The following is a 26,374-nucleotide window of genomic DNA, read 5'->3' on the forward strand; positions in this document are numbered from 1 at the left end:
CGAAGACCACAGTCGGCAAACACCTGGCGCAAACGGTCCCACGTGCGGCATATCAGCGAACTCACGAATCATGATCAGGTAGTTCACAACTGGGGAGGTAAGACGAGCCACCCAAGGCGTCGCGAAGAACAGACACCCCGAAAGAAAATGGAGCTTCGCGTATGACCTCAAGCCGGCAGGACCACACCGCCACCGAAACTGCCACGCTCGTACGCCCCGTCGATGCGCTCGAGCGCCTGTTCTACCGCTACAGCGACCGAAACCCGGTGCATTTCATGCTGGTTGCCGAGTTCGACGACGTCCTCGACGAAGATGCGGTGCGATCGGCACTGGAACTCCTCAGCAGACGTCATCCGCTGCTGCAGGTGCACGTCGAGGACCGGCAAGGCGGCCGCCTCGGGTTTCATCGCATCGAGAATCCCGAACCGGTACCGCTGCGCGTGGTCGAGACCACAAATTGGCAGGCGGTGGCCGCCGAGGAGTTCGTCGAACCCTTCGACCGGTCACGGGCACCGCTGATGCGCGCGGTTCTGCTCGTCGACGCCACGTCATCGGCACTACTGCTCACCATCGACCACACCATCGGCGACGGTATCTCGACAATCCAGGCCCTTCGTGACGTCCTTGCTGTACTCAACGGCGAGACGCTGCCGGTTCTTCCCGTGCCGCCCTCGCAAGAAGTGATGCTGGAGAACGTGTTCGGCCCGAGGCAGCAGTGGACGCTCGTCACGCCGCCGGATCCGGACCCGCGCATGCTCAGGCCCACGTCGGTGCGCGAGTTCGACAGAACCCCGACCACCATCCACAGCTTGGCGATACCGGCCCACGACACGGCGGCCCTACTGCGCCGGTGCCGCGCCGAGCGCACCACGGTGCACGCGGCGATCGTCACCGCGGCCTCGCGCGTACGCAACCGGTGGGGTGGCGAAGACTTCGTACGCGTGCTGAGCCCCATCAACTTCAGGTCACTGATCCGGGCCGACGACGAGGTCGCGCCGTACTTCAGCTGCGTCATCACCGGTATGGCGCCACAAGACGGCGCGTCGTTCTGGGATCAGGCGCGCAACGTGACCGCGGATCTGGCCGCGGCCCGCTCGGCGCCCAGAACCCTGGCTGCCTCGGCAGGGGTTCAACAGCTCATCGGCGTCGATGCCGACACCGCAACCGCCGAGGAGGTGTTCACCAGGGCCATACCGTTCGACCTGTTGATCACGAACCTGGGCATCCAGGACCTCGAGGGGACGGGTCCGCTGCGGCCGACGGCGGTGTGGGCCCCGGTGCTCGAAAGCCAGATCGCCGGCAACGTCGTCATCGGGATCACCACCTACGCGGGAGTCCTGCGCATGGTGGCGTGTGGGTACGCACCCGTGCAGGAGTTCCTCGAACCCGTCGCGCAAACCCTGGTCGACGAATCAGCGTGAGCGCCGCGCGAAATCAGGTGCATGTTCGGGCAGCGGTCCCACCCCCACCAGATAGGCCGGGACCTTCGCCAGGCCCGGGAACCGGCTGAGCACCGCGCCCACGGCCTTCAGCACGCGCTCGGGCGGCTGTCTGATCTCGCCGCCGAGCAGCGCCCGCCGCAGACCGATGTGCAGCACCCGCTGGACCGCCTGGATAACCGCGGCAGGCACGTACCGGCGCTTCTCGACAGCGGCCAGGTCGCGCCGGGTGACCCGGCCGGTGCGCAGCGGTTCGGCGAGGATGCGCGCAGCGGCGACCGCGTCGGCGATCGCGAGGTTGATGCCGACGCCGCCGACCGGGGACATCGCGTGTGCGGCGTCGCCGATGCACAGCAACCCGTCGCGGTACCAGCGGCGCAACCGGTTGAGCTTGACGTCCAGCACCTTGACGTCGGCCCACGACGTCAGCCGGTCGACCGAGGCCTCGGGCACCGCTTCGGCGACCTGCGCACGGAACACCTCGAGCCCGCGTGCGTGCAACTGCTTCTCGCCGCCCTTGGGCAGGAAGCAGCCGGCCTGGAAGTAGCCCTCACGCGGAATGAGGATGAGCGCCTGCCCGGACGAGATCCGCGGTGTCAGTTGGTAGGCGGTCTCCTTGATGCGGTCGATGCGGAACCAGCCCACGTCGAAGGGGACGGGGTACTCCCGCGGCGCCAGCCCGGCCTCTTTGCGCACGCGTGACGTGCGTCCGTCGCACGCGACGGTGAGATCGGCGCGCAACTCCCCCGGCCCGTCGGGGGCGTGGTAGCGGACGCCGGTGACGGTGTCGCCGTCTTTGAGCAGCCCCGTGACCTCGGTCTGCATGCGCAGGGTGAACGTGGGTTCCTCCTTGGCCGCATCGGCGAGCAGATCGAGGAAATCCCATTGCGGCACAAGGGCGATGTAGCGGTGCGGCAGGTTCAGCCTGCCGAAGTCGACGACCGTGACCTCGCGGCCACCGAGGTCGAACCGCGCCCGTTCGACGCGGCTGTGCTGCAGCGCGTCGAACTTCTCGAACAGGCCCAGTTCGTCGAGCAGGCGCAGGGTCGCCGGATGCACGGTGTCCCCGCGGAAGTCGCGCAGGAAGTCGGCGTGCTTCTCGAACACCGTGACCTCGATCCCCGCGCGGGCCAGCAGCAGGCCCAGCACCATGCCTGCGGGACCGCCTCCGACGACGGCGCATGTGGTCTTCTCGGTCATCGTCACTCGCTTTCTCCCGTGGTGACGGCGCGCACGAAGGTATCGGCGAACACGTCGCAGGCGCTGTCGATGTCGGGTAGGCCCACGAAGGCCAGGTTCGCGCTGGTCGGGCGCACGAACAGGTGCATCAGCATCGGCGCCATCAACTGCTGTGCCAGCAACAGGACAGGTAGATCTCGCACGCGTCCGGCCGCAACCTCGCCGGTGAGCCACTCGGCGAGCAGTCCGAGCATCCGTGGCGCACCGTGACCGACGACGGCCTGCACAGCGGGGCTGTGCGGCCGCGCCAAGGCCTCGGCGAAGATGGCCGGCACCACCCGCGGTGGGCGGTCCAGCGCCCGCGTGAGCATGCCGTAGAACGCCCGCACGGTGTCGCGCAGGTCGCCGTGGCGCTGCGACAGGAACGCCTCGACATCGCGGACCGGGCTGTACTGCTCGAAAACCTCGCGCAGCAGACCGTCACGTGTGCCGAAGACCGCGTGGAGGCTGGGCACGGAGCATTCGGCCCTGTCGGCGATCGCCTCCAATGTGACAGCACCCAAACCGATCTCGCCGATCAGCTCGGCTGCCGCGCCGACCGCGCGCACCCGCACCGGGGGCAGGCCGCCTGGATCGGTGCCGCGCGCGCGTACGGCCTGGTCGAGGGCCGAGCGGGAGCCCCCCAGGCGGCGCAGCAGCGTGCTTCGCGACATTCCCGCATGACGCGCGATCACTTCGGCAGGCACGTCGGCGACCCCCCTGCCCAGCTCCGCCGCGGCGCGCAGTGCCGCATCGACGAGTTCTTCGGGGACCGCCACCGCGATCACCTCCCGTCGAATCAGCGTTATAGGAATCCTATACCCGTGTGTCAACAGCGGCGAAAAAACGAGCGTGCGCGAAATCCACGCCCGCTCGTTCCTGCCGAACAGCCAGAACTCAGCCGAGGCCCAGTTTCTTGGCTGCTTTGGTCAAACCCCCCAGACCGGCCCACTTCGCCGCGGTCTCAAGCGGGAACGTTGCCCACTTCTGGGCGGTGTCACCCGGGAAGTTCGCCCACTTCTCGGCGGTGTCGCCCGGGAAGTCGACCCACTTCTGGGCGGTGCCGCCGGGGAGGTTGGCCAGCTTGTCCGCGACGGTCTCCCTCGAATCCGAATCGCCGAGGACGGGCACGGGCGCGGCGGACGACGACGTCTTGCCCGGGCCCGTCGAGGACACCCGGTTGCACGGCGAGCATCCGACGGAGCTCTGGGAATCGGCGGCTGCCGGCGCGGCCAGCGCGACACCGGCACAGAGCGCCCCCGCGGCGACCGTCGCGGCGATCAGTTTGTTCTGCATCATGGGTCCCCCAACCGTTCTGATCCTGCTGTTGCAGTACACCCGAACGTTAGCTTTCCTCCGGCGCTCATGCACCGCGAACCGGGAGCTCAGTACGCGTCGTGCAGGCGCATCCACTCGTACGGCGGGCGCTGCGGCCAACCCTGCGGCGAGTCCTCCCAGGTCTCCTGACGGCCGTACGGCGTGAGGTCCAGCAGGTCGAACACCACCATGAAGGGTTCCTCGCCGCGCCGGTAGGTCGAATACGTGTGGAACACCCGCTGCCCGTCGCGCAGGAACACGCTGATCCCGTGGTGCTCCTCGTCGTCGACCGTGACGTGGAAGTCCTCGTTGAACGTCGTCGCACCCGACGACACCCACGGCAGGTCCCAGCCCATGCGGTCTCGGAACGCGAGCAGCGCCCCCACAGGCGCGCGGGACACCAACGCGAACGACGTGTCCTTGGCGTGCAGGTGTGACAGCGGCCCGACGTGATCGGCCATCATCGAGCAGCCGACACAACCCTCGGCCCAGTCGGGGTGGAACATGAAGTGCTGCACGATGAGCTGGCGCCTGCCGTCGAACAGGTCGAGCAGTGACACCGGCCCGGTCTCGGTGTCGAAAACGTAGTCGCCCGCGGCTTTTTCGGTGATGTCCACCATGGGCATCCGACGGCGTGCGGCGCTGACGGCATCCTTGAGGCGGGTCAGCTCCTTTTCACGGACGAGCAACTCGGCGCGTCGCGCCTCCCATTCGGCGCGCGAGACGATCGGTGGCAGCCCTGAGGTCATGCGAAATTCTGTACCGCCTCGGCCACCCGGCGCAGCTGATCGATGTTGGCGCTCGTCGGGATCAGGTGGATCTCGTCGGTGCCGATGTCCTCGAACTTGCCGAGCAGCTCGACCAGATCGTCCTCGGTGCCCGCCCACCCGGTGGTGGGCGCCATGGCGTCGACGTACTCGGCCGGGATCCAGTTCATGTAGCGGAGCAGATGCCGGTGGACCTGGGCGCGGGCCACCTCGGGCTCGCCGAGCGCGAACCAGAACGACGTCGCCAGATGCGGTTTCGGCTTGCCCTCCTGCGCCCAGGCCGACCTCGCGATCTGGAACAGCTCGGCCTGCTTGCCGAGGTCGAGGTCCAGCGTGGTGCCCGCGACACCGTCGGCCCATGCCGCGGCGTCGCGCACGGTCTTCGGGCCTATGGTGCCGATGTGCAGCGGCGGTCCGCCGGTCTGCGCTGGTGGCGGTCCGACCGGCAGCACCGATTCGGTGACCTTCTCGCCGGCCCACACGCGCTTCATCACCGCGACCGCGTCCGCGAGCCCCTTGCGGTTCTGCGCCGACAGGTCGGCGCCCACGGCTCGGTAGTCCTCTTCGCGCCCGCCGATGCCGAGGCCGACGGTCAGCCTGCCGCCGCTGAGCATGTCGCCGGTGGCCAGGGCCTTCGCGAGCGCCACCGGATCGTGCAGTTGCGGGACGATCACCGTGGTCACCAGCCGCACGCGGTCGGTCCACGCCGCGAGCGCTCCCAGCAGGGTCAGGCTGTCCGGATTGTCGAACGCGATGCGTTCGCCCCAGCACAACGACGAGAACGGGCCACCGTCGATGACGTGTGCCCACGCCCGCAGTGTGGCCGCATCCAACTGTGGTTCCATGACCGGCAGGGTCATCCCAATCCGCACTGATCGAGTCTCCCATCGAGGGGTGGTTAACCCCCACCCGGCTCTGGGGAAAACGCTGTGTCGCCGGGCGCGCAGAGTTCGTAAGTTGAAGGCATGGCTGCAATCAGCGCAACCGTGACAAGACCACGCAACATCGGTGTGGTGCCGGCCGCCTCCATGGTCACCGGCGCCGCGATAGCGACGGTGTGGTTCTGGATACCGTTGGCAATAATGATCATTGGCGTTTCATCGATACCTTCGGTGATCGGCTTCCTGCTCGCGGGCGTGGTGTTCATCTACCTCATGCGCGGCGTCGAGTGGGTGGAACGCGCCCGCAGCGAGGCGGTTTTCGCCCTCAACATCAGCATTCCGCCGCGTCCGCGCACGCACCACAGCGGTTTCCAGGGCTGGGCGCACCAGCTGTGGCTCGACGTCAGCTGCACCCGGTTCTGGAAGGGCGTGGCGCACCACTACCTGCGGATGATCTACGACCTGCTGGCGGCCGGAATCGCGTTCGCGTTGCTCGCGTTCGCGTTCATCGGCCCGGCCGCGTCCATGGCCATCCGCGACAGCGACGACGACGCGGGACTGGTGTTCCTCTCACCGCCGATCGCGTGGCTCCTGGCGGTCATCGCGGTCGCCGCGGCCGCGGCCATCCTGGTGTTCGCGCCCGCGCTCGACGCGGCGATCGACCGGTGGCTGCTCTCACCGTCGCCCACGGCGGCCCTTCAGCACCGGGTCAACGCGCTCGCCGACGCGCGGGAGGGCGCGGTCTCGTCGGCGCAGACCGAGCGCCACCGCATCGAGCGCGACCTCCACGACAGCGTGCAACCACGCCTGGTGTCGCTGGCCATGACCATCGGCCTGGCGCAGACCAAGCTGGATTCGGACCTGCCCGCGGCCAAGGAGCTGATCGCCGAGGCACACGACGAGGCCAAGAACGCGCTGGTGGAGTTGCGCAACGTCGTGCGCGGCATCGCCCCGACGATCCTGGCCGACCGCGGCCTGGACGCAGCCTTGTCGTCGGTGGCGCAGCGCGCGCAGAACTCCGGTGTGCCAACCACATTGGACGTGCATCTACCGCACCGGCTGCCCGACGAGGTGGAGTCCGTCGCGTACTTCGTGGCGGCCGAGGCGCTCACCAACGTGATCAGGCACGCCCAGGCCAACCAGGCCGTGGTGACCGTGCGTCTCGACGAACCGAGCGCGACGCTGCACGTCTCGGTGTTCGACGACGGCAAGGGCGGCGCGCGCATCGAATCGGACGCCAACGCGACCGGCCTGCGCGGGCTCGCCGAACGTGTGCGTGCGGCAGGCGGAACCTTCGACGTGTCCAGCCCGGCGACCGGGCCGACGATCGTGACGGCGGTGCTGCCATGCGGATCGTGATCGCAGAGGATTCGGCGCTGCTGCGCGCCGGTATCGAACGGATACTCGCCGACGCCGGTCACGACGTGATCGCGGGGGTGCCCGACGCGACGAACCTGCTGAACCTGGTCAACGAGCATCGGCCCGACCTGGCGATCCTCGACGTGCGCATGCCGCCGACGTTCACCGACGAGGGCATCCGGGCCGCCGCACTGTTGCGCAAACAGAATCCTGAATCCCCCGTGCTGGTGCTGTCGCATTACGTCGAAGAGCGTTATGCCTCCGACCTGATCGCCTCGGACACAAAGGGTTTCGGTTATCTGCTCAAAGACCGGGTGGCCGACGTGCCAGCGTTCCTCGACGCCGTCGAGGTGGTGGGGCGCGGCGGAACGGTGCTCGACCCAGAGGTGGTGAGTCAGATCTTGGTCCGTTCCCATCGACGTAGCGCGCTGGACCAACTGACCCCGCGCGAACACGACGTCCTGCAACTCATGGCCGAGGGCAAGACCAACTCGGCGATCGCCTCGGCCCTGCACATCTCGATCGGCTCCGCCGAGAAACACATCGCATCGATCTTCACCAAGCTCGACCTGGCCCCCGACGAGAGCGAGAACCGCCGCGTGCTGGCGGTCCTGCGCTTCCTCGAGACCTAGATCGGAAAGGATCCATCGTGACCGTCACCGCGCCCCCGATCGAACCCGGGATCGAACCGCCGCCCCGGCTGTCCCCCGGCGGCCGCACCACGTTCCGCTTCCTGCTGGTCGCCGCGGCCGCGGTGATCCTCACCGCGGCGCTGGTGGGCCTGGGCGTCGCCGCGTGGGGTGTCAACGCCGTACGCGTCGTCACCGACCACCAGGCCCTGCCCGCGACCATGCGATCGGTGGTGATCGACACCGCGCGGGTGCCGATCGCGATCCGCATCGTCGCCGACCGCGAGACCCGGGAGGCCACCGCGAACCTGCGACTGCTCAACACCACGCACAGCGGCGAGCACCGTCTCGGGGTGGTCAACGAGGGCCCCGACACCCGGATCACGATCGAGGGCAATCCGTCACCGGCGCTCGAATGGGCCCGCGGCGGGGAGATCACCATCTCGCTGCCACCCGAGCAGGCCCGCAGGCTCACGGTGCGCACCGAGCAGAAGATCGGCGCCGTCATCGCCTCGGCCGACATCGACCAGCTGATCGCGAACAACACCGAAGGTGCGATCGTGCTCGGCGGGGCGGCGCGCAACATCGAACTGAACACCGTCAACGGCGAGGTGATCTCGCGGGATCCCATCGCGGTCGCCGAACGGTTCAGTGCCACGACGTCCGACGGCGACATCGAGGTCGACTTCCGCGACAAGGCGCCGCGCACCATCGACGCGGTCAGCCGCTCCGGTGACGTGATCCTCGGGGTGCCGGGACCCGGCCCCTACCTGGTGCACGCCGACTCGCGCGCGTCGACCAAGGTACGGGTGAACGAGACCGGAAGTCCCAGCGCCGCGGCCGGCGAGATCACGGCACGCTCGGTCACCGGCGAGGTGGTCGTCGAGGACATCGCCCTCGACGAGTGATCACGGGACCAGCCGGCCCATGATCTCGGCGACGGTTCCGGGCCCGATGGCCCGGAACCCGGTGCCCGCCCAGATGTTGGTGGCGTGCGGATCACCCGCCGCCACCGACGCCTTGCGCACCGGGCTGGTCAGGTAGTGGACCTCCGGGTAGCCGAACGGGGCCTGCGCCTCGTGGTCGACGACGAAGCGGTTGCGCAGCCCGCGGGCGTAGCGACCCGAAAACGCCCGTGTGACCACGGTTTCGGTGAATTCAGGGTTCTGCAGCGCGGCGCGGTGCACGTCGCTGCTACCGGCCTCCTCGGCCAGCAGGAACGCCGTACCCAGTTGCGCGGCAACGGCTCCCGCGGCCAGTACACCGGCCACATCGTCCGCGGTCACCAGACCGCCCGCGGCGATCACCGGCATGTCCATCGCCGCGACCACATCGTCGAGCAGTTCCTCCAGCGACTGGGTGGCCGGCGCCGCGGCGGGGTCGAACGTGCCGCGGTGCCCACCCGCGTTCGGCCCCTGCACGGCCAGCGCGTCGACGCCACGGCCATCGGCCTGCTCGGCCTCGTCGTAGCTGGTCACGGTGGCGACCGTGGTGATGCCGGCCTGGCGCAGGCGCTTGACCTCGTCGTCGTCGGGCAAGCCGAACGTGAACGACACGACCTCGGGCCGCAGATCTGCCACCACGTCGAGCTTGGCGGCCCAGGCGTCGTCGTCATAGCGCGGCTCACCGAGTGCGACGCCGTAGCGCTCGGCCTCACCCGCCAGTGCCTGCGCGTAGGCCGCGATCTGCTCGGGTGTACCCGCACTCGGTTGCGGTGCAAAAAGATTCACACCGATCGGCTCCGAGGTGAGTTCACGTGTGGCCTTGATGCGTTCGGCCAGCGCGTCGGCGGTCAGGTACCCCGCGGCGATGAACCCGAGGCCGCCGGCGTTGCTGCCCGCGGCCGCCAGCGCAGGCGTCGACGGGCCACCCGCCATCGGCGCGACGATCACCGGCCTCGTCAGCCCCCGCAGATCGAAATCACCCATCACCGCACCGCCTTTCCGAACATCAACACATCCTGGGGTTCATTGCCGAGGTTGGGGAACACGCTGTACCGCACGAGGCGGCCCTCCAGGGTCAGGCCGCAGTGCCGCAGCACGCCGGCAGAACCCGCGTTGTCCACATGGCAGTACGCCGAGATCCGATACACGCGCGGATCGCGCTCGGTGTCGTCGATCAGCACCGACATCGCCTCGGACATGAGTCCGCGCCGCCACCAGGGCCGCCCCAGACAGTAGCCCAGTTCGACCTCGTGTGCCTGCGGCCGGCGCCTGCCACACAACCCCACCACCTCACCATCGGCCTCGATCAGCCACGACTCCTCGGATCCGATGTTGAACAACGTCGTGATGACACGGCGCGTTTCCGCCACATCCGCATGAGGTTTCCAGGACAGGTACCGCGTGACCTCGGGATCTGACGCTACCCGCGTGTACAGGGCCTCGGCGTCATCGGGCACGGGTTCGCGCAGGCGCACACGCGGGCCGGTCAGCGTCGGGACGTGCAGCATGGTTCCCATCCTGCAGGGTTGCCGCGCTCGCGGGCCACGGGTTTACTCGATGACGATGGCCATAGCGTTCAACCACACCATCGTCGCCGCCAGGGATCGGCGGGAATCCGCCACGTTTCTCACCGAACTGTTCGGGCTTCCCGAACCGAAGGAGTTCGGCCATTTCCTGGCCGTCGCACTCGAACACGGCGTCACCCTCGACTACGCGCAGGTCGGCGAGAGTGAGGAGATCCGGCCGCAGCACTACGCATTTCTGGTGTCCGAGGACGACTTCGACGCGATCTACGGCAAGATCCGCGACCGGAACCTGCCGCACTGGGCCGATCCGCGCGGCAGCAGGCCCGGCGAGATCAACCACAACGACGGCGGACGCGGCGTGTACTTCCAGGACCCGTCCGGGCACTATCTGGAGATCATCACGCGCCCGTACGGCGGCTGATCAGCCGTGGCCGCGCTGTTCTTCCTGAGCGCGGTAGACGTCGGCCAGTTTCACGACGTGGGCAGGCAACGCCCCGGCCGCCACGTCGGAAAGACTGGTCTCCTCCAGCACCGAGCGCATGCTGGCGCGCAGGGCCCGCCACACATCCGTCAGCGCGGCCGTCGGCCCGGAATACGGCAGGTCGCCGAGCCCGATGTCGCGCACGCTGGCCAGCGGACCGTCGATGCAACGCAGCACGTCGGCGATGCTGATCGCGTCGGCAGGCCGCGCCAGCGCGTATCCGCCGTCGCGGCCGCGGTGGCTGCGCACCAGCCGATCGGTGCGCAGGTCGGACAGGATGTCGACGAGGAACTGTGCGGGGATGCCCTGGGCCCTGGCCAGATCGTCGGTTTTCAGCAGTTCGCCGTCGCTGACGGTGGCCAACTGAACCATGGCGCGGACGGCATACTCCGCCTTCGCCGACATCCGCATGCCCTGGATTCTGCCAGCCCACCGGTGCGGGCCGGCCTCCACCTACCGTGCGCGCGTGTTGCGCAGATCGCCGGTCATGCCGCGCACCGACGGCGGCAGCGGGGTTCCGGCAGGGACGTCCGGGGCGGTGAGCGGCGCACCGTACCGCGTCGTCAGCGGGACGACGCCGGCCCACCCGCCGGCCGCGATGTCGTCGTCGGCGTCGTCGGGCCACCCCTCGCTGAGCTTGAGCGACCAGTTGTCGTCGCCGATCGGGAGTGCCAACGCGAGCGTCGCCGCGAGTTCCTTGCGCGTGCTCGCGCGCAGTTCGGCGGTGCGGCCCGGGATGAAGCGGTCGGTCAGCGCGTCCAGATACCCGGGTTTGGCGTCCTCGGCGATCACCGCGAACGTGCCGAACAGCGTCGCGCTGCGGTAGCGGAACGACGATTCGAAACTGCTGCGCGCCACCACCACACCGTCGAGCGCGGTCACCGACACCGCGGCGGGCGCACCCTCGGCGAGTGCGCGCAGCCACGGTGATCCGGTGGAGCCGTGGATCACCAATTCGTCGCCGACCCTGCCGAATCCGATCGGGAACGCGACGGGATGACCGTCGCGCACCAGTGCGACGGTGGCCAGCGGGATGGTGTCGAGCAGATCGTCCAGCCGTTCGCGCGACGTGCTCTGCTTCTCATCGAGACGCGTGACGCGAGTGGATGGTTTCGAGACGTCGGTCAATCCGGGATGCTTCCCACGTCCGGGACGACGACGGCGAACAGATCGGCGATGGCCGCCAGGCTCGCCGACTGCATGGCCGAGGCGGGAACCAGATTGCCGTCGGGGCCGGGCAGCGAACGCGTCGCGGTCGCTGCGGCCACCACGGTCGGGGCGAACCCGAGGTTGAACGCGCCGCGCGCCGTGGAGTTGACGCACATATGCGTCATGAACCCGGCCAGCACCAGGTTCGAGGCGCTCACGGCCTGCAGGCGCTCCTGAAGATCGGTCTGCACGAACGAGTTCGGGAAGTTCTTGACCACCACGGGCTCGTCGCCGCGCGGCGCCACCGAGTCGACGATCGCGCCGATCTCCTCACGGACGTCGTACGGCGAACCCGGTCCTGAATCGTGCTGGATGTGGATGATCGGGATTCCCGCGGTGCGGGCGCGGTCGAGCAGTTCGGCCGTCGCGTCGAGCGCGGCCTGCACGCCCTCGAGCTCCATGACACCCCGGGTGTAGGTGTTCTGGCAGTCGATCAGCACCAGCGCCGAGTCCGCGAGGCGCACCGGCTCGGCGGGCAGGCTGGAGATCTCACGCAGTGTGGGTCGGGTCACGGCGCCAGCCTACTGACCGGCGCCTCGCGGCAACAGAGGCGCACCGATCAGGACCGCGTGACCGCCAGTACCTGCTCGGCCAGTTCGGGGCGGCACACGATCAGATCGGGCAGCCTGGGATCGCGGGCGTTGTAACGCAGCGGCGACCCGTCGATGCGCGAGGTGTGCATACCCGCCGCGCGGGCCACGGCGACGGGCGCCGCCGAATCCCACTCGTACTGGCCGCCCGCGTGCACGTACACGTCGGCGTGCCCGCGGATGACGGCGGCGACTTTGGCTCCCGCCGAACCCATTTCGACCAGCGTGCCGTCGAGCGCGTCGCGCACCGCCAGCGCGATCGCCGGCGGCCTGGTACGTGACACCACGACGCGCGGCGGCCCTTCGAGCGGCAGCGGGCCGGCCACCTCGGGTGTGGACAGCGTCATGTTCTGCGCGGGCAGCGCGACCGCCCCCGCGACCAGCTCCCCCGCTTGCCACAGCGCCACGTGCACGGCCCAGTCCTCGCGGCCGAGTTCGGAGAACTCGCGTGTGCCGTCGAGCGGGTCGACGATCCACACCCGCTCGGCGTCCAGCCGCGCGGGATCGTCGACACCCTCCTCGGACAGCACCGCGTCACCGGGGCGCTGCCTGGCCAGCTCGGCCATGAGGAAATCGTGGGACTGCTTGTCGCCCGCGGCCTTACGGTCCTGCGCCGGCGCGTCGGCGAAATCGGCACGCACGTCGAGCAGCAGGTCCCCGGCGCGGGTCGCGAGCCGGGCGGCCAGCTCGTGGTCGTTCACCTACGGGTCTCCAGCATCTCGATCACCATATCGGCCAACTCGTCGAGCGAATGCTCGGGCGTGAGCCGCAGATCGGGATGCTTGGGCCGCTGGTACGGGCTGTCGATACCGGTGAAATGCGTGATCTCACCGGCGCGGGCCTTGGCGTACAGGCCCTTGGGATCGCGTGCCTCGCAATCGGCCAGCGGCGTGTCGCAGAAGACCTCGAAGAACTCGACACCGCTCTCGGTGGACACCCGCCGCGCCAGTTCGCGGTGCTCCTCGAGCGGGCTGATGGCAGGCACCAGCACGATCTGCCCGGAATCGGCGAGCAGCGACGCGACGTGCGCCAGGCGGCGCAGGTTCTCGGCGCGGTCGGCCATCGAGAAGCCCAGATCGGCGTTGAGGCCGTGGCGCAGGTTGTCGCCGTCCAGCACGTACGCCGGGACACCCTTGCCCAGCAGCTTCTGCTCGACGAGCATCGCGACCGACGACTTGCCCGAACCCGAAAGGCCGGTGAACCACACGGTGCGCCCGCGGGTCAGCCGGTCCTCGGCGGTGATCAGGTTCTCGTGGCGCACGGTGTTGGGGCTCGCGGATTCGTTGCGGGCGTCGCGCAGCACCATGCCCGCACCCACGGTGCCGTTGGTGTGCGGATCTATCAGGATGAACGAGCCCGTCGCGGGGTTGCGGCTGTACTCGTCGAGCAGCAGCGGCGTGCGCGTGCGCAGTGAGATCCGGCCCAGCTCGTTGAGTTTGAGCGCGGTCGCGGACTTGTCGCGGTGCAGCGTGTTGACGTCGAGGCGGTAGTCCAGATCGACCACCTTGGCGCGCGTGGTGCGCGTGGTGTGCTTGATCAGGTACTCGCGGCCCGGTTCGAGCGATGCGTCGTCGGCCATCCAGCACACCGTGGCGTCGAAGTCCTGCGTGACGCGGGGCTGGTTGCCCGGCCGGGCGATCATGTCGCCGCGGCTGATGTCGATGTCGTCGGCCAGGCTGATCGACACCGCCATCGGCGGGAACGCCTCGTCGACCGGCCCACTGGGACCGGCGATCTCGGTGATGCGGCTGGACTTGCCGCTGGGCAGCACCACGATCTCGTCACCCGGGCGCATGACGCCGCTGGCGACGGTGCCCGCGTAGCTGCGGTGGTCGGCGTGGTCGAGCGTCTGGGGCCGGATCACGTACTGCACGGGGAACCGCACGTCGACCAGGTTGCGGTCACCGGCGATGTAGACGTCTTCGAGGTGGGCCAGCAGGGCCGGGCCCTCGTACCACGGGGTCTTGTCACTCTTGGTGACGACGTTGTCGCCCTGCAGCGCCGACAGCGGGATGGCGGTGACGTCGTGGACGTCCAAACGCGCTGCGAATGTGTGGAATTCGTCGCGGATCGCCTCGAAGCGCTCCTGGTCCCAGCCGATGAGGTCCATCTTGTTGACGGCCAGCACGATGTGCCGGATGCCCAGCAGCGACGCCAGGAACGCGTGCCTGCGCGACTGTTCGAGCAGGCCGTTGCGGGCGTCGACCAGTACGATCGCCAGCTGTGCGGTGGACGTGCCGGTGACCATGTTGCGGGTGTACTGGATGTGGCCCGGGGTGTCGGCGATGATGAATTTCCGCTTGGCCGTGGCGAAGTAGCGGTAGGCGACGTCGATCGTGATGCCCTGCTCGCGCTCGGCGCGCAGACCGTCGGTGACCAGCGCCAGATCGGTGTAGTCGTGCCCGCGTTCCTTGGAGGTGCGCTCGACGGCCGCGAGCTGATCCTCCATGACGGCCTTCGAGTCGTACAGCAGCCGGCCGATCAGCGTGGACTTGCCGTCGTCGACCGAACCCGCCGTCGCAAGCCGCAGCAGAGTCGTGTTGGCGCTCATCAGAAATACCCCTCGCGCTTGCGGTCTTCCATGCCGGCCTCGGAGATGCGGTCGTCGGCGCGGGTCGCGCCGCGCTCGGTCAGCCGCGACACCGCGGTCTCGGCGATGACCTGTTCGACGGTGGCCGCGGTGGACTCGACGCAACCCGTGCAGGTGACGTCACCGACGGTGCGGAACCGCACGGAGGTCTCGAAGACCTCTTCGCCGTCGCGGGGCTGCATGAACTCGTGGACGGCGAGCAGCATGCCGTCGCGTCCGAACACCTTGCGCTGGTGCGCGTAGTAGATGGAAGGGAGCGTGATGTCCTCGGCGCCGATGTAGGCCCAGATGTCGTACTCGGTCCAGTTGGACAGCGGGAACACGCGGATGTGCTCCCCCTTGCGGTGGCGGCCGTTGTAGATGTTCCACAGTTCGGGGCGCTGGGCCTTGGGGTCCCACTGGCCGAACTCGTCGCGGAAGCTGAACACGCGCTCCTTGGCGCGGGCCTTCTCCTCGTCGCGGCGCGCGCCGCCGAACGCGGCGTCGAACTTGTTCTCACGGATGCCGCGCAGCAGCGTCACGGTCTGCAGCGGGTTGCGCGACGGGCCGTTGTCCACCACGCGTCCGGCGTCGATGTCGTCCTGCACGCTGGCGACCACCAGACGCAGGCCGTGCTTCTCCACCAGCGCGTCGCGGGTGGCGATGACCTCTTCGAAGTTGTGGCCCGTGTCGACGTGCATGACCGGGAACGGCAGGCGACCGGGTGCGAACGCCTTGATCGCCAGGTGCAGCATCACGATCGAGTCCTTGCCGCCGGAGAACAGCAGCACGGGACGCTCGAACTCGGCGGCCACCTCACGGATGATGTGGATGGCCTCGGCTTCCAGGGCCCGCAGGTGGCTCAGCTCGTACTGACCGGTGCGGGTCTGCGCTGGGGCGCTGTCGACTGCGGTCATCTACTTCCCCATTAAGTTGGTAGAACTGGCCAGGATTGTAAGCATGACGTGGAATGTAACGGCGGGTCTGACGACTGTCAATAATTCCGCTCACGCACCTGCTCAGCGGTGGCCGCTGACGTGGCTGCCCGCGCTCTTGGGCAGCCGCACGGTCTCCACGAGCGTCAGCGCCAGCACCGCGCCGAGCACCAGGAACGTCAGCGAATACGAGGTCAGCTGGCTCAGCAGCAGGGCCGCGAACGCGATGCCGAGACCTGAGGCGAGTTCCTGCACCGACGCGTTGAGCGTGTTGCCGTGCGTGAGGTCGTCGCCCTCTACATCGGAGAACGCCAGGCTGTTGTAGGCCGTGAAACCGATCGAGCGCAGCGCGCCGCTGATATAGAGGATGACGGCCATGAGCACGACGGGCAGGCCGGGCCGCAGCACCGCCAGCAGGCCGAAACAGGCCACCGACGCCGCGCCGTTGACCAACAGCACGGTCCGGATGCCGAAGCGGCGCATGAGCGGCGTGGTGATGGGTTTGATGGTGAGGTTGCCCGCGAACAGCGCGGCCACCATCGCGCCTGCGGCCAGGGGCGTCCACCCGAACTGCAACTGGAACTGCAGGGGCAGCAGGAACGGCACCGCGGTGATCACCATGCGGTACAGCGAGCCCGCCGACACCGTGATGCGCAACGTCTGCACCCGTAGGACGCGCAGTTGCACCAGCGGGTTCGGCACCGTCAGCAACCGGCGCAGCGCGACGGCCAGGAGCAGCACCGCGGCCACCCCGAAGCTGCCGACCAGAGACCAGTGCGTGCCGGAGACCCGGATGTTCTCCAGGGCGAGCAGCGTCGCGGCGATGCCTGAGCCCAGCGTCAGCAAACCGAACCAGTCCAGCGAGCGCGGCCGTGCGGGCGCGTCGCCGTGGATGAGCCTGAGCGCGAACAGAATTCCGATCAGCCCGATCGGAACGTTCACCGCGAAGATCCACCGCCAGTCACCCAGCGTCGCGATCGCCCCGCCGAGCACGGGCGCCACCACGGGCGCCGCGAGCGCGGGCCACGTCAGCAACGCGATGGCCCGCACCAGATCGGCCTTGTCGCTCGAGCGCAGCACCGCCAGCCGCCCGACGGGGACCATCATCGCGCCGCCGACACCCTGCGCGACACGCATCGCGACGAGCATGGGCAGCGACACACTCAGCGCACACCCCACCGAGGCCAGCGTGAACACCGCGATCGCGCTGATGAACACGCGGCGCACGCCGAACCGGTCGGCCATCCAGCCGGTGGCGGGGATCAGCACGGCCACGGTGACCAGGTAGGCCGATATCGCGACGTTGACGTCGACGGCCGCGACGCCGAACGACTCCGCGATCAGCGGGATCGCGGGCGCGAGGATCGTCGCGTCGAGGATCTCCATGAACAGCGCCCCGGCCACCAGCAGGGCCGTGCCGCGCGGGAACGACGGCTGCTGACGAGTGGGCACCCGTGAAATGTAGCCGCGTCTAACTGTCGAGGACGAACTCGATGCGCCGCGCGCACACGTCGGCGAGATCGACGCCGGGGATGTCGAATCTGCGGTTGAGCCGCACGAGCGCGACCGCCAGCAACAGCGGGGCGCTCACGTCGCCGAACGCGAGGTTGCCGACGCTTCTGCCCACCGCGCGCTCGTAGCGGGCGATGGTCTGCTCGCGGCTCGGTGTGCCCGGCGCGGGCGCGTTGCCGGGCAGCGGGCTGCTGATCCAGTCGGTCATGAACAGCCAGCTGAGGTCGGCGGCCTGATCGCCCAGATAGGCGATCTCCCAGTCGAGCGCGGCCACGGGCGTCAGGTCGGGCCGGTACAGGACGTTGGACATCCGGCTGTCGCCCCAGCACAGCCCCACGTGTTCGGGCTCGTAGAGATGGGCCCGCAGCCAGTGCAGCGCGCGCGTGAACGTGGGGTGGACCGGATTGTCGCCGTAGGCCCAGCCGATCGCGTGGCGCAGGAAGTCGACGAGCGCGCCCGGCGTGGACGCGCCCAAAAAGCCCAGGCGGTACTGCTGCGGGTCGAGCCGGTGCACCGCGGCGATCATGTCGACGCAGCCGTTCCACAGCGCGGCGCGGCCCGCGTCGTCGGTCTCGGCGAACAGGCCGTGCTGGTGATAGGGCGGGACGTCGCTGACGCCGACGACGTGGTCGATGCGGTCCATCACCAGGTACGGCGTGCCCAGATCGCTTCCGTCGGCGTCGATCCAGCGCACGCCCGGCACGGGCACGGGTGACAGCGCGAGCCGTTGCATCACCAGGTACTGCCTGCGCAGGTCGTAGCCGGGCAGGATCTGGTACTCCGGCGGCCGGCGGAACACCAGCCCCAGCGTGTCGCAGGCGTCGAGGCCCTCGACGTCGAACAGGTATGTCTCGGTGGAGAACCCGGCCGTACTGGCCGACCAGTTCGCGACGCGCGCGTTCTCCGCACCCGGGAGGCGTTTGCGGACAACGGCTTCCACGGCGCCCGGCAGTTCGTCTGCGGCGATCCTCACCATCCGGTGTATCCGTATCGCGGGTAGGCGCCGACGAACACCATCTCGACCAGGCCGTGGCCGATCTTGGGCCCGGAACCGCTGTCCATGCTCACCTCGCACAGCGTCTCGGACAGGAAGCTGACGGGTTTGACGACGTCGATGTCGCCGATGTCGGCGGTGAACCCGTCGATGAAATCCCTTCCGCGCCAATGCCCTGACGCGTAGCCGTCGACCTCCATGTAGCCCGCGAGGCCGGGCCAGAAGTCGGTCATGGGGCGGACCTCGATGGTGCTGGTGGTGCGGTCACCGCGGTGCACGGTGAACGTGCCGCCGCTGATCACGCGCAGGTCGTCGCGGAACTTCAGATCGTGCTCGACGTCGATGATCGTTCCCGCGGGGCGGCCGGTTTCGATGGGGTACAGCACCTCACCCTCGAACTGCCACCGCTCCCCCGTGCTGGTCTCGCGCTGTGCGAAATGCACCAGCTCGTCGTCGAACTGGAAGATGCCCATGTAATAGAGCGTGCCGTCGGGAATCTCCTGCGGTTGCAGGTGCGCACCCTCGGACAGGCTACCGCCGCCAGGGCCGTTGCGGATACCCCACGAATGGTCCCTGCCGAACCACCAACTCCCCGGGTCGATCTCGATGCGTTCGCCGTCGATCTCGATCCAGCCCTCCACCTGACCGTTCTGGTAGAAGCGGCGGGCATCCTCGCTGACGCGGCCGCGGCTGCGGTGGAACGCCGGGGTCTGTTCGTAGGTGGGGAACTGTCCGCGCAGCCTCAGATCGAGGCTCACGCCCTGCTCGTTGGGCGCGAGTACGGCCCGCACGGTGCGCAAGGGTTCCTCGATGGTGTAGGTGTACGGCCCCACCGAATACGACCCGAGCGGGCCGGTTTCGGGGTTGAGTTCGGTGGACATGCGCACGACGCGGGCTGTCGCGTCGCGGCGTGTGATCATCGCGTAGGCGTCGGTCACGTTGCGGTTGGGGTAGCGCGCGAGGCCCGTCATCACATTGATGTCGCCCGAGCGGTCGAATCCGTACATCACGATGCGCTCGGTCCACCGCAGATCTGACTGGTCGACGTGGTCGAACGTCGTCGGCAACTGATGGCAGAGCAGTTCGTCGTGCGGGGTGAGCATGCGCCGGTCCTTCCCCAGGTACTTACGTTATGGGCCGTAACGTAACAGGAAGCCCGCACAGCCGGTAGCGTTTTCGCAATGACCGGTGCCCTGGGGCGGCCCCGCGATCCGTCCAAGGACGTCGCGGTGCTCACCGCGGTGCGTGAACTGCTGGTCGAAGAGGGCTATCAGGGCACCACCGTGCTGGCGGTCGCGCGTCGCGCCGGCGTCGGCGCGCCCACGATCTACCGGCGCTGGCCCACCAAGGAGGCCCTTGTCGAGGACGCGGCATTCGGGCATCCCAGCCCCGTGCCGATGCCCGCGCCCACCGGCGACCTGCGCGCCGACCTGCGGGAGTGGGTCGCGATGTTCCTCGACTGGCTCGCACAACCGGTCACGCGTGCCGCGCTGCCGGGCCTGATCACGGCCTACCACCACGACGAGACGCTCTACGAGCGGCTTGTGCTGCGGTCGGAGACCGACGTGCGCGCGGCGATGGTCGACCTGCTCGACGGGGACCGCAGGCGCACCGACGCGGTGTTCGACTTCCTGGTCGCCACCACGGTGGTCCGTGCCATGACCCGGGGTCTCACCGACCGCGACGCGTTCTGCGACCGCACGGCCGATGCGCTGTTCGCGCTGGCGCGGTCGGATCACCTCTGATTACCTGCGAGGTAATTGAACCGGTCTTCCGGGGTGCGCAGACTCCTCGACATGACTCGTTCGATGACCGGTTCCGACGTGATGGCCCAGTTCCTGCCCACCTCACCGTTGGTGGCCAAGCTGGGCATCGTGGCCGAGAACCTCGCGGATGGCCAAGTGCGCCTGCGGATGCCGTGGGACCCGTCCAACGCCACCATCGCGGACATGGTGCACGGTGGCGCGATAGCCACGCTGGCCGACGTCACCGTCATGGCCACGGCCTGGGCCGGCGCCGAGGTCCCCGGCGAACTGCGCGGCGTGACCGTGTCGATGTCACTGCAGTACCTGGCGCCGGCCCGCGCGACCGATCTCATCGGCGTGGGACACGTGCTGCGCCGCGGACATTCGCTGGTGCACTGCGACGTCGACGTCCTCACCCCCGACGACACACCCGTGGCGAAGGCCGTCGCGACCTACAAGCTCGGGTGATCACTCGCGAATGTGAAACGTCAGCGAGAAAACTGCCCAAAAATCGCTGAGGATTCACACTCGCGGAGGAGATTTCGGCCCAGCGAGCTCAGAGCGTGACCTCGGCGAGCTTGCCCGTCGCGACGTCGAAGATGAAGCCGCGCAGGGATTCGTGCTTGGTGACGAACGGGCTGGCCTCGATGCGGCGCAGCGACTGCCGGACATCCTCTTCGAGGTCGGTGAACGACTCGGCGGCCCACTCGGGTTTGATGCCGGTCTCGTCCTGGATACTGCGCTTGAACTCGTCGTCGGTGAACGTCAGCATGCCGCAGTCGGTGTGGTGGATGAGGATGATCTCCTTGGTGCCCAGCAGGCGCTGGCTGATGGCCAGGGACCGGATCTCGTCGTCGGTGATCACGCCGCCCGCGTTGCGGATCACGTGGGCCTCACCGTCGCCGAGGCCCAGGATGCGGTAGACGTCGAGCCGGGCGTCCATGCAGGCCACCACCGCCACGTGCTTGCTGGGCGGCAGCGGAAGTGGCCCGCTGAACGTCTTCGCGTATTCCTCGTTGTTCGCCAGGTACTGATCAGTGACAGACATGTGCGGCAGGCTAGGCCATACTCCGTTTTCGTCACGCATCTGGATCAACGGGATTGCAAGTCGTACACCGTGACCCCGCCGACCTCGGTCTTGGGGAAGTTCTCCTTGACCCAGTTGGTGATGTCTCCGGCGCTGCCGTGGCGGAAGCCACCGGGGCCGCGCCTGCCCTCGGCGGGTGCGAGGAAGTACCGGACGTCTCCGCGTTCGACGTACTGCTGGAACTGTTCGAGGGTCGGTGAATCGTCTGCGCCCATGAACCCACCGATCGCCATGAGCGACTCACCGGTCTTGAGTTCCAGGTCACTGACCATCCACGAGCCCACACTCGCTGCCGCCCACCGGTTGTCGGTGTCGGAGATCAGCTCGCGAAGCGCCGTGTCGTCGTCTCGTTCGCCGCGGTGCGGCCCTCCGAACCCGAAACCGCCTCCGCGCTGCGGGCCCGCCATGGGGAGCGGCCCGCCGCTCTGCCCGTTGGCCACGGTCTCCACCGAGTACGCCAGCGTCGAACCCAGGCCCAGCACCACCGCCGCCAACGCCAGCGCCGCGGTGACCTGACCCGGCCGGTGTGCGCGCAGCGCGAGCAGCACCGCGACGACGACCGATCCGATCAGCACGACCCACCGCAGGGCGGGCCACCAGTCGGGCGTGCGGTTCAGCAGCACGAACGCCCACACCCCGGTCAGGCCCATCATGGCGGCCAGCAGCAGCCGGATGCCGACGTGAGAACGCCTGCGCCACAACTCGACCACCGAGATGCCCGCGAGCGCCGCGACGGCCGGGGCCAGCGCCACGGTGTAGTACGGGTGGATCGTGCCGTCCATGAAACTGAACACCACACCGGTCACCGCCAGCCAACCGCCCCACACCAGCAGACCGGCCCGCGTGGCCGAAGTGCGGACAGTGTGCCGGGTCAGCCACAGCAACACGACCAGACCGATCAGTGCCACCGGCAGCAGCCACGCGACCTCGGTGCCCAAGGCGTCGTTGAACAACCGGCCGATACCGGGGTCGCCGCTGTGGAAGATGCCTCGCGAGCCGCCCCCACCCGGGCCGGGGCCACCTCCACCAGGGCCGGGGCCACCGCCGAAGCCGGGACCGCCACCGCGGCCGACAATGCGCTCGATGCCGTTGTAGCCGAACGCCAACTGCAGCAGGCTGTTGTCGGTCGAACCGGCGATGTACGGCCGCGATCCGGCGGGCCACAGCGCCACCAGGGCCAGATACCACCCGGCCGAAACCGCCATGGCGACACCGCCGGCCAGCAGTATGCCCACGCGCTTGGCCACCGACGCCACGGGCGCGGCGACCAGGAACGCCAGCGCCAGGCCCGGCACGATCAGAAAAGCCTGCAACATCTTGGTGAGAAACGCGAAACCCAGTGCGCACCCGCACAGCACGACCCATCCCGTCGCGGCGCGGGCCCCGGACGCACCGATGGCGCGCACCATGAAGTAGGCCGCCACCACGAGCAGCAGCACCAGCAACGCATCGGGGTTGTTGTAGCGGAACATCACGGTCGCGACGGGCGTGAGCGCGAGCGCGGTGCCCGCCACCAGACCGGCCACCGGCCCGCTGGTGCGCCGCACCGTCGCGTACAGCACGGCCACGGCCGCGACGCCCATGAGCGCCTCGGGCAGCAGCGTGGTGAACTCGTTGAACCCGAACAACCTGCCGGACAGGCCCATCGCCCACATCGCGGCGGGCGGCTTGTCGACGGTGATGGCATTGCCCGCGTCAAGGGAACCGAACAGCCAGGCCTTCCACGACTGTGTCGCGGCCTGCGCCGCGGCGGCGTAGTAGCTGTTGGCCCAGCCCTTGGACCCCAGGCCCCACAGGTAGAGCACCGCGGTGCCCACCAGCATCGCCCAGTAGGCCGGCCGGATCCAGCGCGCCTGGGGCGCCGGGGTTTCGAGGGCCGCCGACGGGCGGGCCTGTTCGACGGTGGTCATGTTTCAGTCCTCGATCTGTGACGGGGCTTGTGACGGGCGCCGCGTCCGGGCCGGGTGGAACACCCAGCCGCGCAACAGGACGAAGCGGACGACGGTCGCGATCAGGTTGGCCACCACCAGGACACCCAGTTCGACCGCGCGGTGCGGCTGCGGCGTCATGATGTGCAGCAGGTAGAGCGACCCGCTCGTGATGGTGAGCGCGATCCCGAAGACCGTCAGGCCCTCGAGGTGGTGACGCGCCACGTTGCCGGTTCCCGCGATGCCGAACGTGAAGCGGCGGTTGGCCGCGGTGTTGCCGATCGCGGTGAGCAGCAGCGCGATCAGGTTGGCGGCCTGTGCGCCGAGCCCGGCGCGCATGAGCGAGAACAGCAACAGGTAGGCCAGCGTGGACACCACACCGATGGCGCCGAACCGCACGACCTGACGCAGCAGCGATCCCGGTGGCGCGGTGTGGCGCGTGGAACCGAGTTGCGCGGCGATGGTGTTGACGGGGATGGATCCGTTGGCGAAACCACGCAGCAGCCGGCCGATGCCCTTGAGGTCGGCGGCCGCGGTGGCGACGATGTCCACCCGGCTGTCCGGATCGTCGACCCAGTCGACGGGCACCTCGTGGATGCGCAGACCGCTGCGCTCGGCGAGCACCAGCAGTTCGGTGTCGAAGAACCACCCGGTGTCGACGACATGCGGCAGCAGGCTCTTGGCCACGTCGGCCCGGATCGCCTTGAACCCGCACTGCGCATCCGAGAATTTCGCGGCCAGAGTGGATTTCAGGATCAGGTTGTAGCAGCGCGAGATGAACTCGCGCTTGGCGCCGCGGATCACGCGCGAACCGCGGCCCAGCCGCGTGCCGATCGCGAGATCGGAGTGACCCGAGATCAACGGCGCCACAAGCGGTGCGAGCGCCGCGAGATCGGTGGACAGGTCGACGTCCATGTACGCCAGCACCGGGGCGTCCGACGTCGACCACACGGCGTGCAGCGCACGGCCGCGGCCCTTCTCCTCCAGTCGCACGACCCGCACGCCGGGCAGTTCCTCGGCCAGGCGCGCCGCGATCTGCGGCGTGGCGTCGGTGCTCGCGTTGTCGGCGATCGTGATGCGCGTCGGCAGCGCGAAGTTCTCCTGCAGGTAGCCGTGCAACCGCCGTACCGAATGCGCCAGTGCGGCCTGCTCGTTGAACACCGGCACCACCACGTCGAGCACCGGAACCCCGGCGGCGCGGGCGACCTGTGCGGCATTGGGGCGCGAGGCGAACCGGAACCGCTGCTCCACCGGTGTCTCGGGATCTACGGCCAACTCTGTCATGTCTCCAGATTTCTGCCGCGGGTTGTGCGGCGCGTGGGGCGAAGCTATGTGCCGGCTATGAGTTCGGCGCACGCTGCGTCAGGTCGTAGATGGTGACGTTGTCGATCGTGATGGGCGTGAAGTGGGCCTGCACCCACCGCGCGATCTCGGCTGCCTCCTGGCTGCCGGTGGGCGTGTGCCCGGGCCGGGCCCCCATGATGCGGCTGCGGATGAAGTAGTGGATCTGCCGTCCGGCCACCAGCTCCTCGAACTCGGCGAGGGTGGGCGCCGGATCGGTGCCGTTGAAGCCGCCGACGGCCATGACCGGTGCACCGGTGGCCAACTGGTAACCCGCGGCGTTGCTCGATCCCACGACCGCGGCGGCCCATGTGTAGTTGTCGGCGTCGGCGGCCAGCGTCGCGGTCAGTGCCTCCCCCGGCGTCGGCGCCGAGAACGGGCCACCGCCGAATCCGCGGGACGGGCCGACCGACGGTATGGCCCCGGTGTGCGGCGCGGCAGCGGTGGCCACGGCGTACGCGCCCGGTCCGGCGAGGCAGATCAGTACGGTCAGCGCCGCGAGCGGTCGCACCAGACGCGTGTGGACGAGATCGACCACGAGCAGCAGTACCGCGACGGCCACGCCCACCACCGCGACCGTGGCACGCAGCCACGGCATCGGGTCGTTGTGGCGCGCCAGCAGCACCGCGGCCAGGATCACGGTCACAGCCACCGCGGCCGCCATCGCGGTCGCGACACGAATGTCGTTGCGGTGGCGCCACATCGACGTCGCACCGATGCCGATCACGGCGCCGATCGCCGGCGCGAGCGCGACCGTGTAGTACGGATGCACGATGCCGTTCATGTAGCTGAACACCACCGCGGTCACCACAAGCCAACCGCCCCAGATGATCAACGCCGCGCGTATGCGGTCGGTGCGTGGCGCGCGGCGCGTGACGATCAGGCCGGCCACCAGGCACACCAGCGCCGCGGGCAGCAGCCATGCGATGTCGGCGCCCATCTGCCAGCCGAACAACCGGCCCGCACCGACGTCGAAGTTGGAGTTGCCCAGCCCGCCGACCTCGGCACCGGTGAGCCGGCCGAAACCGTTGTAGCCCAGCGCCAGTTCGACGATGCTGTTGTTCTGAGATCCGCCGATGTAGGGCCGAGAGGCGGCCGGCCACAGTTCGACGAGCACCAGATACCAGCCGCCGCTGACCACCATGGCCGTCCCGGCCGCGGCGAGGTCGGCGATGCGCGCGCGCAGCGGGCGGTCACCCGCGAGAAGCGCCGCGGCGCAGAACGCCGGCAGGACCAGGAACGCCTGCAACATCTTGGCGAGGAACCCGAACCCCACCGCGGCGCCCGCGGCGACGAACCACCAACGGGAGGCGTCTTTCTCGATGCCGCGCTGTACGCAGTACGCGGCCACCACGAGCAACAGGACCAGCAGGGCATCGGGGTTGTTGAACCGGAAGATCAGCGCGGCCACGGGTGTGAGCGCCAGCACGGCACCAGCCAGCACGGCCGCGTGCCAACCCGCGGCGCGGCGCACCGCGGCGTAGAGCACCGCGACGGCGGCGATGCCTTCGAGCGCCTGCGGTAGCAGCACGCTCCACGAACTCAGGCCGAACAACCGCACCGACAGGTCGATCACCCACAGCGCGGCGGGGGTCTTGTCGACCGTGATCGCGTTGGCCGGGTCGCTCGACCCGAACAGCATCGCGATCCAGTCACTGGCGCCGGCCTGGGCCGCGGCGGAGTAGAACGGGTTGGCCCATCCGCTGATCGACAGGTTCCACAGGTACAGCAGTGCCGTCCCGGCCAGCAGCAGGGGCAGCGCGACGCGTTCGGCCCGGGACCGTGGCCGCACGGATTCAGACGTGCGGGAATCAGGTGCCTCGACCTCGGCGCGTGCGGGATCGCGGGCAACCAGTGTCACCAAGTCATCCTCGCGGCGGCAGCTAGGTGTCTCATTGGCCCG

The 26,374-nt window shown here is 68.9% G+C and carries 27 protein-coding genes; 7 read left to right on the plus strand and 20 right to left on the minus strand.

Translation table 11 applies throughout. The annotated features are described in order from the left end of the window. The first annotated feature begins 161 nt into the window (after positions 1-161). The gene (locus AT701_RS24300) at positions 162-1,421 is read left to right on the plus strand and encodes a condensation domain-containing protein (RefSeq protein ID WP_058126756.1); all 1,260 of its coding nucleotides are present in this window, start codon (positions 162-164) and stop codon (positions 1,419-1,421) included. On the opposite strand, the gene AT701_RS24305 is transcribed toward AT701_RS24300, so the two are convergent. The 5 genes from AT701_RS24305 to AT701_RS24325 form a co-directional block, all read right to left on the minus strand. Further along, complete coding sequence (locus AT701_RS24305) at positions 1,413-2,639, minus strand: FAD-dependent oxidoreductase (RefSeq protein WP_058126757.1); 1,227 nt, start codon at positions 2,637-2,639, stop codon at positions 1,413-1,415. The two genes, AT701_RS24300 and AT701_RS24305, sit on opposite strands and share 9 nt — an antisense overlap. A 2-nt stretch (positions 2,640-2,641) precedes the next feature. Next, positions 2,642-3,445 carry a TetR/AcrR family transcriptional regulator gene (locus AT701_RS24310; protein WP_058126758.1) on the minus strand — a complete coding sequence of 268 codons (804 nt, stop codon included), beginning with the start codon at positions 3,443-3,445 and terminating at the stop codon, positions 2,642-2,644. 109 nt (positions 3,446-3,554) lie between these two features. Then, positions 3,555-3,956, minus strand: a complete 402-nt coding sequence (locus AT701_RS24315; RefSeq protein ID WP_003896370.1) for a hypothetical protein — start codon at positions 3,954-3,956, stop codon at positions 3,555-3,557. An 86-nt stretch (positions 3,957-4,042) separates the two neighbouring features. After that, positions 4,043-4,723, minus strand: coding sequence for a DUF899 domain-containing protein (locus tag AT701_RS24320; RefSeq protein WP_011730220.1), 681 nt, complete (start codon positions 4,721-4,723; stop codon positions 4,043-4,045). Continuing rightward, positions 4,720-5,601, minus strand: a complete 882-nt coding sequence (locus tag AT701_RS24325) for an LLM class flavin-dependent oxidoreductase (RefSeq protein ID WP_003896372.1) — start codon at positions 5,599-5,601, stop codon at positions 4,720-4,722. The genes AT701_RS24320 and AT701_RS24325 overlap by 4 nt, the downstream gene beginning before the upstream one ends. Before the next feature lie 105 nt (positions 5,602-5,706). On the opposite strand from AT701_RS24325, the gene AT701_RS24330 reads away from it, so the two are divergent. The 3 genes from AT701_RS24330 to AT701_RS24340 are packed head-to-tail and all read left to right on the plus strand — an operon-like array spanning position 5,707 to position 8,518. Further along, a complete protein-coding gene (locus AT701_RS24330) occupies positions 5,707-6,981 on the plus strand; it encodes a sensor histidine kinase (protein WP_058126759.1) in 1,275 nt (424 codons plus the stop codon). After that, positions 6,969-7,613, plus strand: a complete 645-nt coding sequence (locus tag AT701_RS24335) for a response regulator transcription factor (protein WP_003896375.1) — start codon at positions 6,969-6,971, stop codon at positions 7,611-7,613. Before AT701_RS24330 ends, AT701_RS24335 begins: the two co-directional genes overlap by 13 nt. Before the next feature lie 17 nt (positions 7,614-7,630). After that, positions 7,631-8,518, plus strand: coding sequence for a DUF4097 family beta strand repeat-containing protein (locus AT701_RS24340; protein ID WP_003896376.1), 888 nt, complete (start codon positions 7,631-7,633; stop codon positions 8,516-8,518). Here AT701_RS24340 and AT701_RS24345 read toward each other — a convergent pair whose 3' ends face one another. Next, positions 8,519-9,538 (minus strand): nitronate monooxygenase, encoded by a 1,020-nt coding sequence (locus AT701_RS24345; RefSeq protein WP_014878198.1) that lies wholly within the window; start codon positions 9,536-9,538, stop codon positions 8,519-8,521. Further along, on the minus strand, positions 9,538-10,062 hold the full coding sequence (locus AT701_RS24350) for a GNAT family N-acetyltransferase (protein ID WP_014878199.1): 525 nt from the start codon (positions 10,060-10,062) through the stop codon (positions 9,538-9,540). Before AT701_RS24350 ends, AT701_RS24345 begins: the two co-directional genes overlap by 1 nt. A gap of 55 nt (positions 10,063-10,117) precedes the next feature. On the opposite strand from AT701_RS24350, the gene AT701_RS24355 reads away from it, so the two are divergent. Beyond that, a complete protein-coding gene (locus AT701_RS24355) occupies positions 10,118-10,501 on the plus strand; it encodes a VOC family protein (RefSeq protein ID WP_003896379.1) in 384 nt (127 codons plus the stop codon). Here AT701_RS24355 and AT701_RS24360 read toward each other — a convergent pair whose 3' ends face one another. From AT701_RS24360 to AT701_RS24400, 9 genes are all read right to left on the minus strand, one after another. Beyond that, on the minus strand, positions 10,502-10,972 hold the full coding sequence (locus AT701_RS24360; RefSeq protein WP_003896380.1) for an Rrf2 family transcriptional regulator: 471 nt from the start codon (positions 10,970-10,972) through the stop codon (positions 10,502-10,504). 42 nt (positions 10,973-11,014) lie between these two features. Further along, entirely contained in the window at positions 11,015-11,689 is a 675-nt protein-coding gene (locus AT701_RS24365) for a pyridoxamine 5'-phosphate oxidase family protein (protein WP_058126760.1), read from the minus strand. After that, positions 11,686-12,282 (minus strand): cysteine hydrolase family protein, encoded by a 597-nt coding sequence (locus AT701_RS24370; protein ID WP_003896382.1) that lies wholly within the window; start codon positions 12,280-12,282, stop codon positions 11,686-11,688. Before AT701_RS24370 ends, AT701_RS24365 begins: the two co-directional genes overlap by 4 nt. A 47-nt stretch (positions 12,283-12,329) precedes the next feature. Beyond that, on the minus strand, positions 12,330-13,061 hold the full coding sequence (locus tag AT701_RS24375; RefSeq protein ID WP_011730227.1) for a 3'(2'),5'-bisphosphate nucleotidase CysQ: 732 nt from the start codon (positions 13,059-13,061) through the stop codon (positions 12,330-12,332). Next, positions 13,058-14,911 carry a sulfate adenylyltransferase subunit CysN gene (gene cysN / locus AT701_RS24380; RefSeq protein WP_058126761.1) on the minus strand — a complete coding sequence of 618 codons (1,854 nt, stop codon included), beginning with the start codon at positions 14,909-14,911 and terminating at the stop codon, positions 13,058-13,060. Before cysN ends, AT701_RS24375 begins: the two co-directional genes overlap by 4 nt. Beyond that, positions 14,911-15,846, minus strand: a complete 936-nt coding sequence (cysD, locus tag AT701_RS24385) for a sulfate adenylyltransferase subunit CysD (RefSeq protein WP_011730229.1) — start codon at positions 15,844-15,846, stop codon at positions 14,911-14,913. The genes cysN and cysD overlap by 1 nt, the downstream gene beginning before the upstream one ends. Positions 15,847-15,948: 102 nt before the next feature. Further along, on the minus strand, positions 15,949-17,316 hold the full coding sequence (locus tag AT701_RS24390) for an MFS transporter (protein WP_011730230.1): 1,368 nt from the start codon (positions 17,314-17,316) through the stop codon (positions 15,949-15,951). A gap of 19 nt (positions 17,317-17,335) precedes the next feature. Further along, positions 17,336-18,352 carry a phosphotransferase family protein gene (locus AT701_RS24395; RefSeq protein WP_058126762.1) on the minus strand — a complete coding sequence of 339 codons (1,017 nt, stop codon included), beginning with the start codon at positions 18,350-18,352 and terminating at the stop codon, positions 17,336-17,338. Next, positions 18,346-19,473 (minus strand): Rv3169 family protein, encoded by a 1,128-nt coding sequence (locus tag AT701_RS24400; protein WP_003896388.1) that lies wholly within the window; start codon positions 19,471-19,473, stop codon positions 18,346-18,348. The genes AT701_RS24395 and AT701_RS24400 overlap by 7 nt, the downstream gene beginning before the upstream one ends. A 78-nt stretch (positions 19,474-19,551) precedes the next feature. Here AT701_RS24400 and AT701_RS24405 point away from each other — a divergent pair, with 78 nt between their 5' ends. After that, on the plus strand, positions 19,552-20,115 hold the full coding sequence (locus AT701_RS24405; RefSeq protein ID WP_058126763.1) for a TetR/AcrR family transcriptional regulator: 564 nt from the start codon (positions 19,552-19,554) through the stop codon (positions 20,113-20,115). A 51-nt stretch (positions 20,116-20,166) separates the two neighbouring features. Continuing rightward, a complete protein-coding gene (locus AT701_RS24410; protein WP_058126764.1) occupies positions 20,167-20,583 on the plus strand; it encodes a PaaI family thioesterase in 417 nt (138 codons plus the stop codon). An 88-nt stretch (positions 20,584-20,671) separates the two neighbouring features. On the opposite strand, the gene AT701_RS24415 is transcribed toward AT701_RS24410, so the two are convergent. Genes AT701_RS24415 through AT701_RS24430 form a run of 4 tightly spaced genes read right to left on the minus strand, consistent with a single transcriptional unit; the run spans position 20,672 to position 26,332 of the window. Beyond that, positions 20,672-21,163 carry a beta-class carbonic anhydrase gene (locus AT701_RS24415; protein ID WP_058126765.1) on the minus strand — a complete coding sequence of 164 codons (492 nt, stop codon included), beginning with the start codon at positions 21,161-21,163 and terminating at the stop codon, positions 20,672-20,674. Between the two features lie 44 nt (positions 21,164-21,207). Next, positions 21,208-23,112 (minus strand): ArnT family glycosyltransferase, encoded by a 1,905-nt coding sequence (locus tag AT701_RS24420; protein ID WP_058126766.1) that lies wholly within the window; start codon positions 23,110-23,112, stop codon positions 21,208-21,210. A gap of 3 nt (positions 23,113-23,115) precedes the next feature. Continuing rightward, a complete protein-coding gene (locus AT701_RS24425; protein ID WP_058126767.1) occupies positions 23,116-24,414 on the minus strand; it encodes a bifunctional glycosyltransferase family 2/GtrA family protein in 1,299 nt (432 codons plus the stop codon). 55 nt (positions 24,415-24,469) lie between these two features. Further along, positions 24,470-26,332, minus strand: coding sequence for a glycosyltransferase family 39 protein (locus tag AT701_RS24430; protein WP_058126768.1), 1,863 nt, complete (start codon positions 26,330-26,332; stop codon positions 24,470-24,472). Between the last annotated feature and the right edge of the window lie 42 nt (positions 26,333-26,374).

The sequence above is a fragment of the Mycolicibacterium smegmatis genome, from assembly GCF_001457595.1.
Classification (GTDB): Bacteria; Actinomycetota; Actinomycetes; order Mycobacteriales; family Mycobacteriaceae; genus Mycobacterium; species Mycobacterium smegmatis.

Coding starts and splice junctions, on each gene's coding strand:
- AT701_RS24420 (WP_058126766.1), bottom strand. CDS start 23,112: ATGACCACCGTCGAACAGGCCCGCCCGTCGGCGGCCCTCGAAACCCCG.
- AT701_RS24355 (WP_003896379.1), top strand. CDS start 10,118: ATGGCCATAGCGTTCAACCACACCATCGTCGCCGCCAGGGATCGGCGG.
- AT701_RS24300 (WP_058126756.1), top strand. CDS start 162: ATGACCTCAAGCCGGCAGGACCACACCGCCACCGAAACTGCCACGCTC.
- AT701_RS24425 (WP_058126767.1), bottom strand. CDS start 24,414: ATGACAGAGTTGGCCGTAGATCCCGAGACACCGGTGGAGCAGCGGTTC.
- AT701_RS24360 (WP_003896380.1), bottom strand. CDS start 10,972: ATGCGGATGTCGGCGAAGGCGGAGTATGCCGTCCGCGCCATGGTTCAG.
- AT701_RS24350 (WP_014878199.1), bottom strand. CDS start 10,062: ATGCTGCACGTCCCGACGCTGACCGGCCCGCGTGTGCGCCTGCGCGAA.
- AT701_RS24330 (WP_058126759.1), top strand. CDS start 5,707: ATGGCTGCAATCAGCGCAACCGTGACAAGACCACGCAACATCGGTGTG.
- AT701_RS24325 (WP_003896372.1), bottom strand. CDS start 5,601: ATGACCCTGCCGGTCATGGAACCACAGTTGGATGCGGCCACACTGCGG.
- AT701_RS24405 (WP_058126763.1), top strand. CDS start 19,552: ATGACCGGTGCCCTGGGGCGGCCCCGCGATCCGTCCAAGGACGTCGCG.
- AT701_RS24395 (WP_058126762.1), bottom strand. CDS start 18,352: ATGGTGAGGATCGCCGCAGACGAACTGCCGGGCGCCGTGGAAGCCGTT.
- AT701_RS24400 (WP_003896388.1), bottom strand. CDS start 19,473: ATGCTCACCCCGCACGACGAACTGCTCTGCCATCAGTTGCCGACGACG.
- AT701_RS24320 (WP_011730220.1), bottom strand. CDS start 4,723: ATGACCTCAGGGCTGCCACCGATCGTCTCGCGCGCCGAATGGGAGGCG.
- AT701_RS24315 (WP_003896370.1), bottom strand. CDS start 3,956: ATGATGCAGAACAAACTGATCGCCGCGACGGTCGCCGCGGGGGCGCTC.
- AT701_RS24345 (WP_014878198.1), bottom strand. CDS start 9,538: ATGGGTGATTTCGATCTGCGGGGGCTGACGAGGCCGGTGATCGTCGCG.
- cysN (WP_058126761.1), bottom strand. CDS start 14,911: ATGAGCGCCAACACGACTCTGCTGCGGCTTGCGACGGCGGGTTCGGTC.
- AT701_RS24335 (WP_003896375.1), top strand. CDS start 6,969: ATGCGGATCGTGATCGCAGAGGATTCGGCGCTGCTGCGCGCCGGTATC.
- AT701_RS24305 (WP_058126757.1), bottom strand. CDS start 2,639: ATGACCGAGAAGACCACATGCGCCGTCGTCGGAGGCGGTCCCGCAGGC.
- AT701_RS24410 (WP_058126764.1), top strand. CDS start 20,167: ATGACTCGTTCGATGACCGGTTCCGACGTGATGGCCCAGTTCCTGCCC.
- AT701_RS24415 (WP_058126765.1), bottom strand. CDS start 21,163: ATGTCTGTCACTGATCAGTACCTGGCGAACAACGAGGAATACGCGAAG.
- cysD (WP_011730229.1), bottom strand. CDS start 15,846: ATGACCGCAGTCGACAGCGCCCCAGCGCAGACCCGCACCGGTCAGTAC.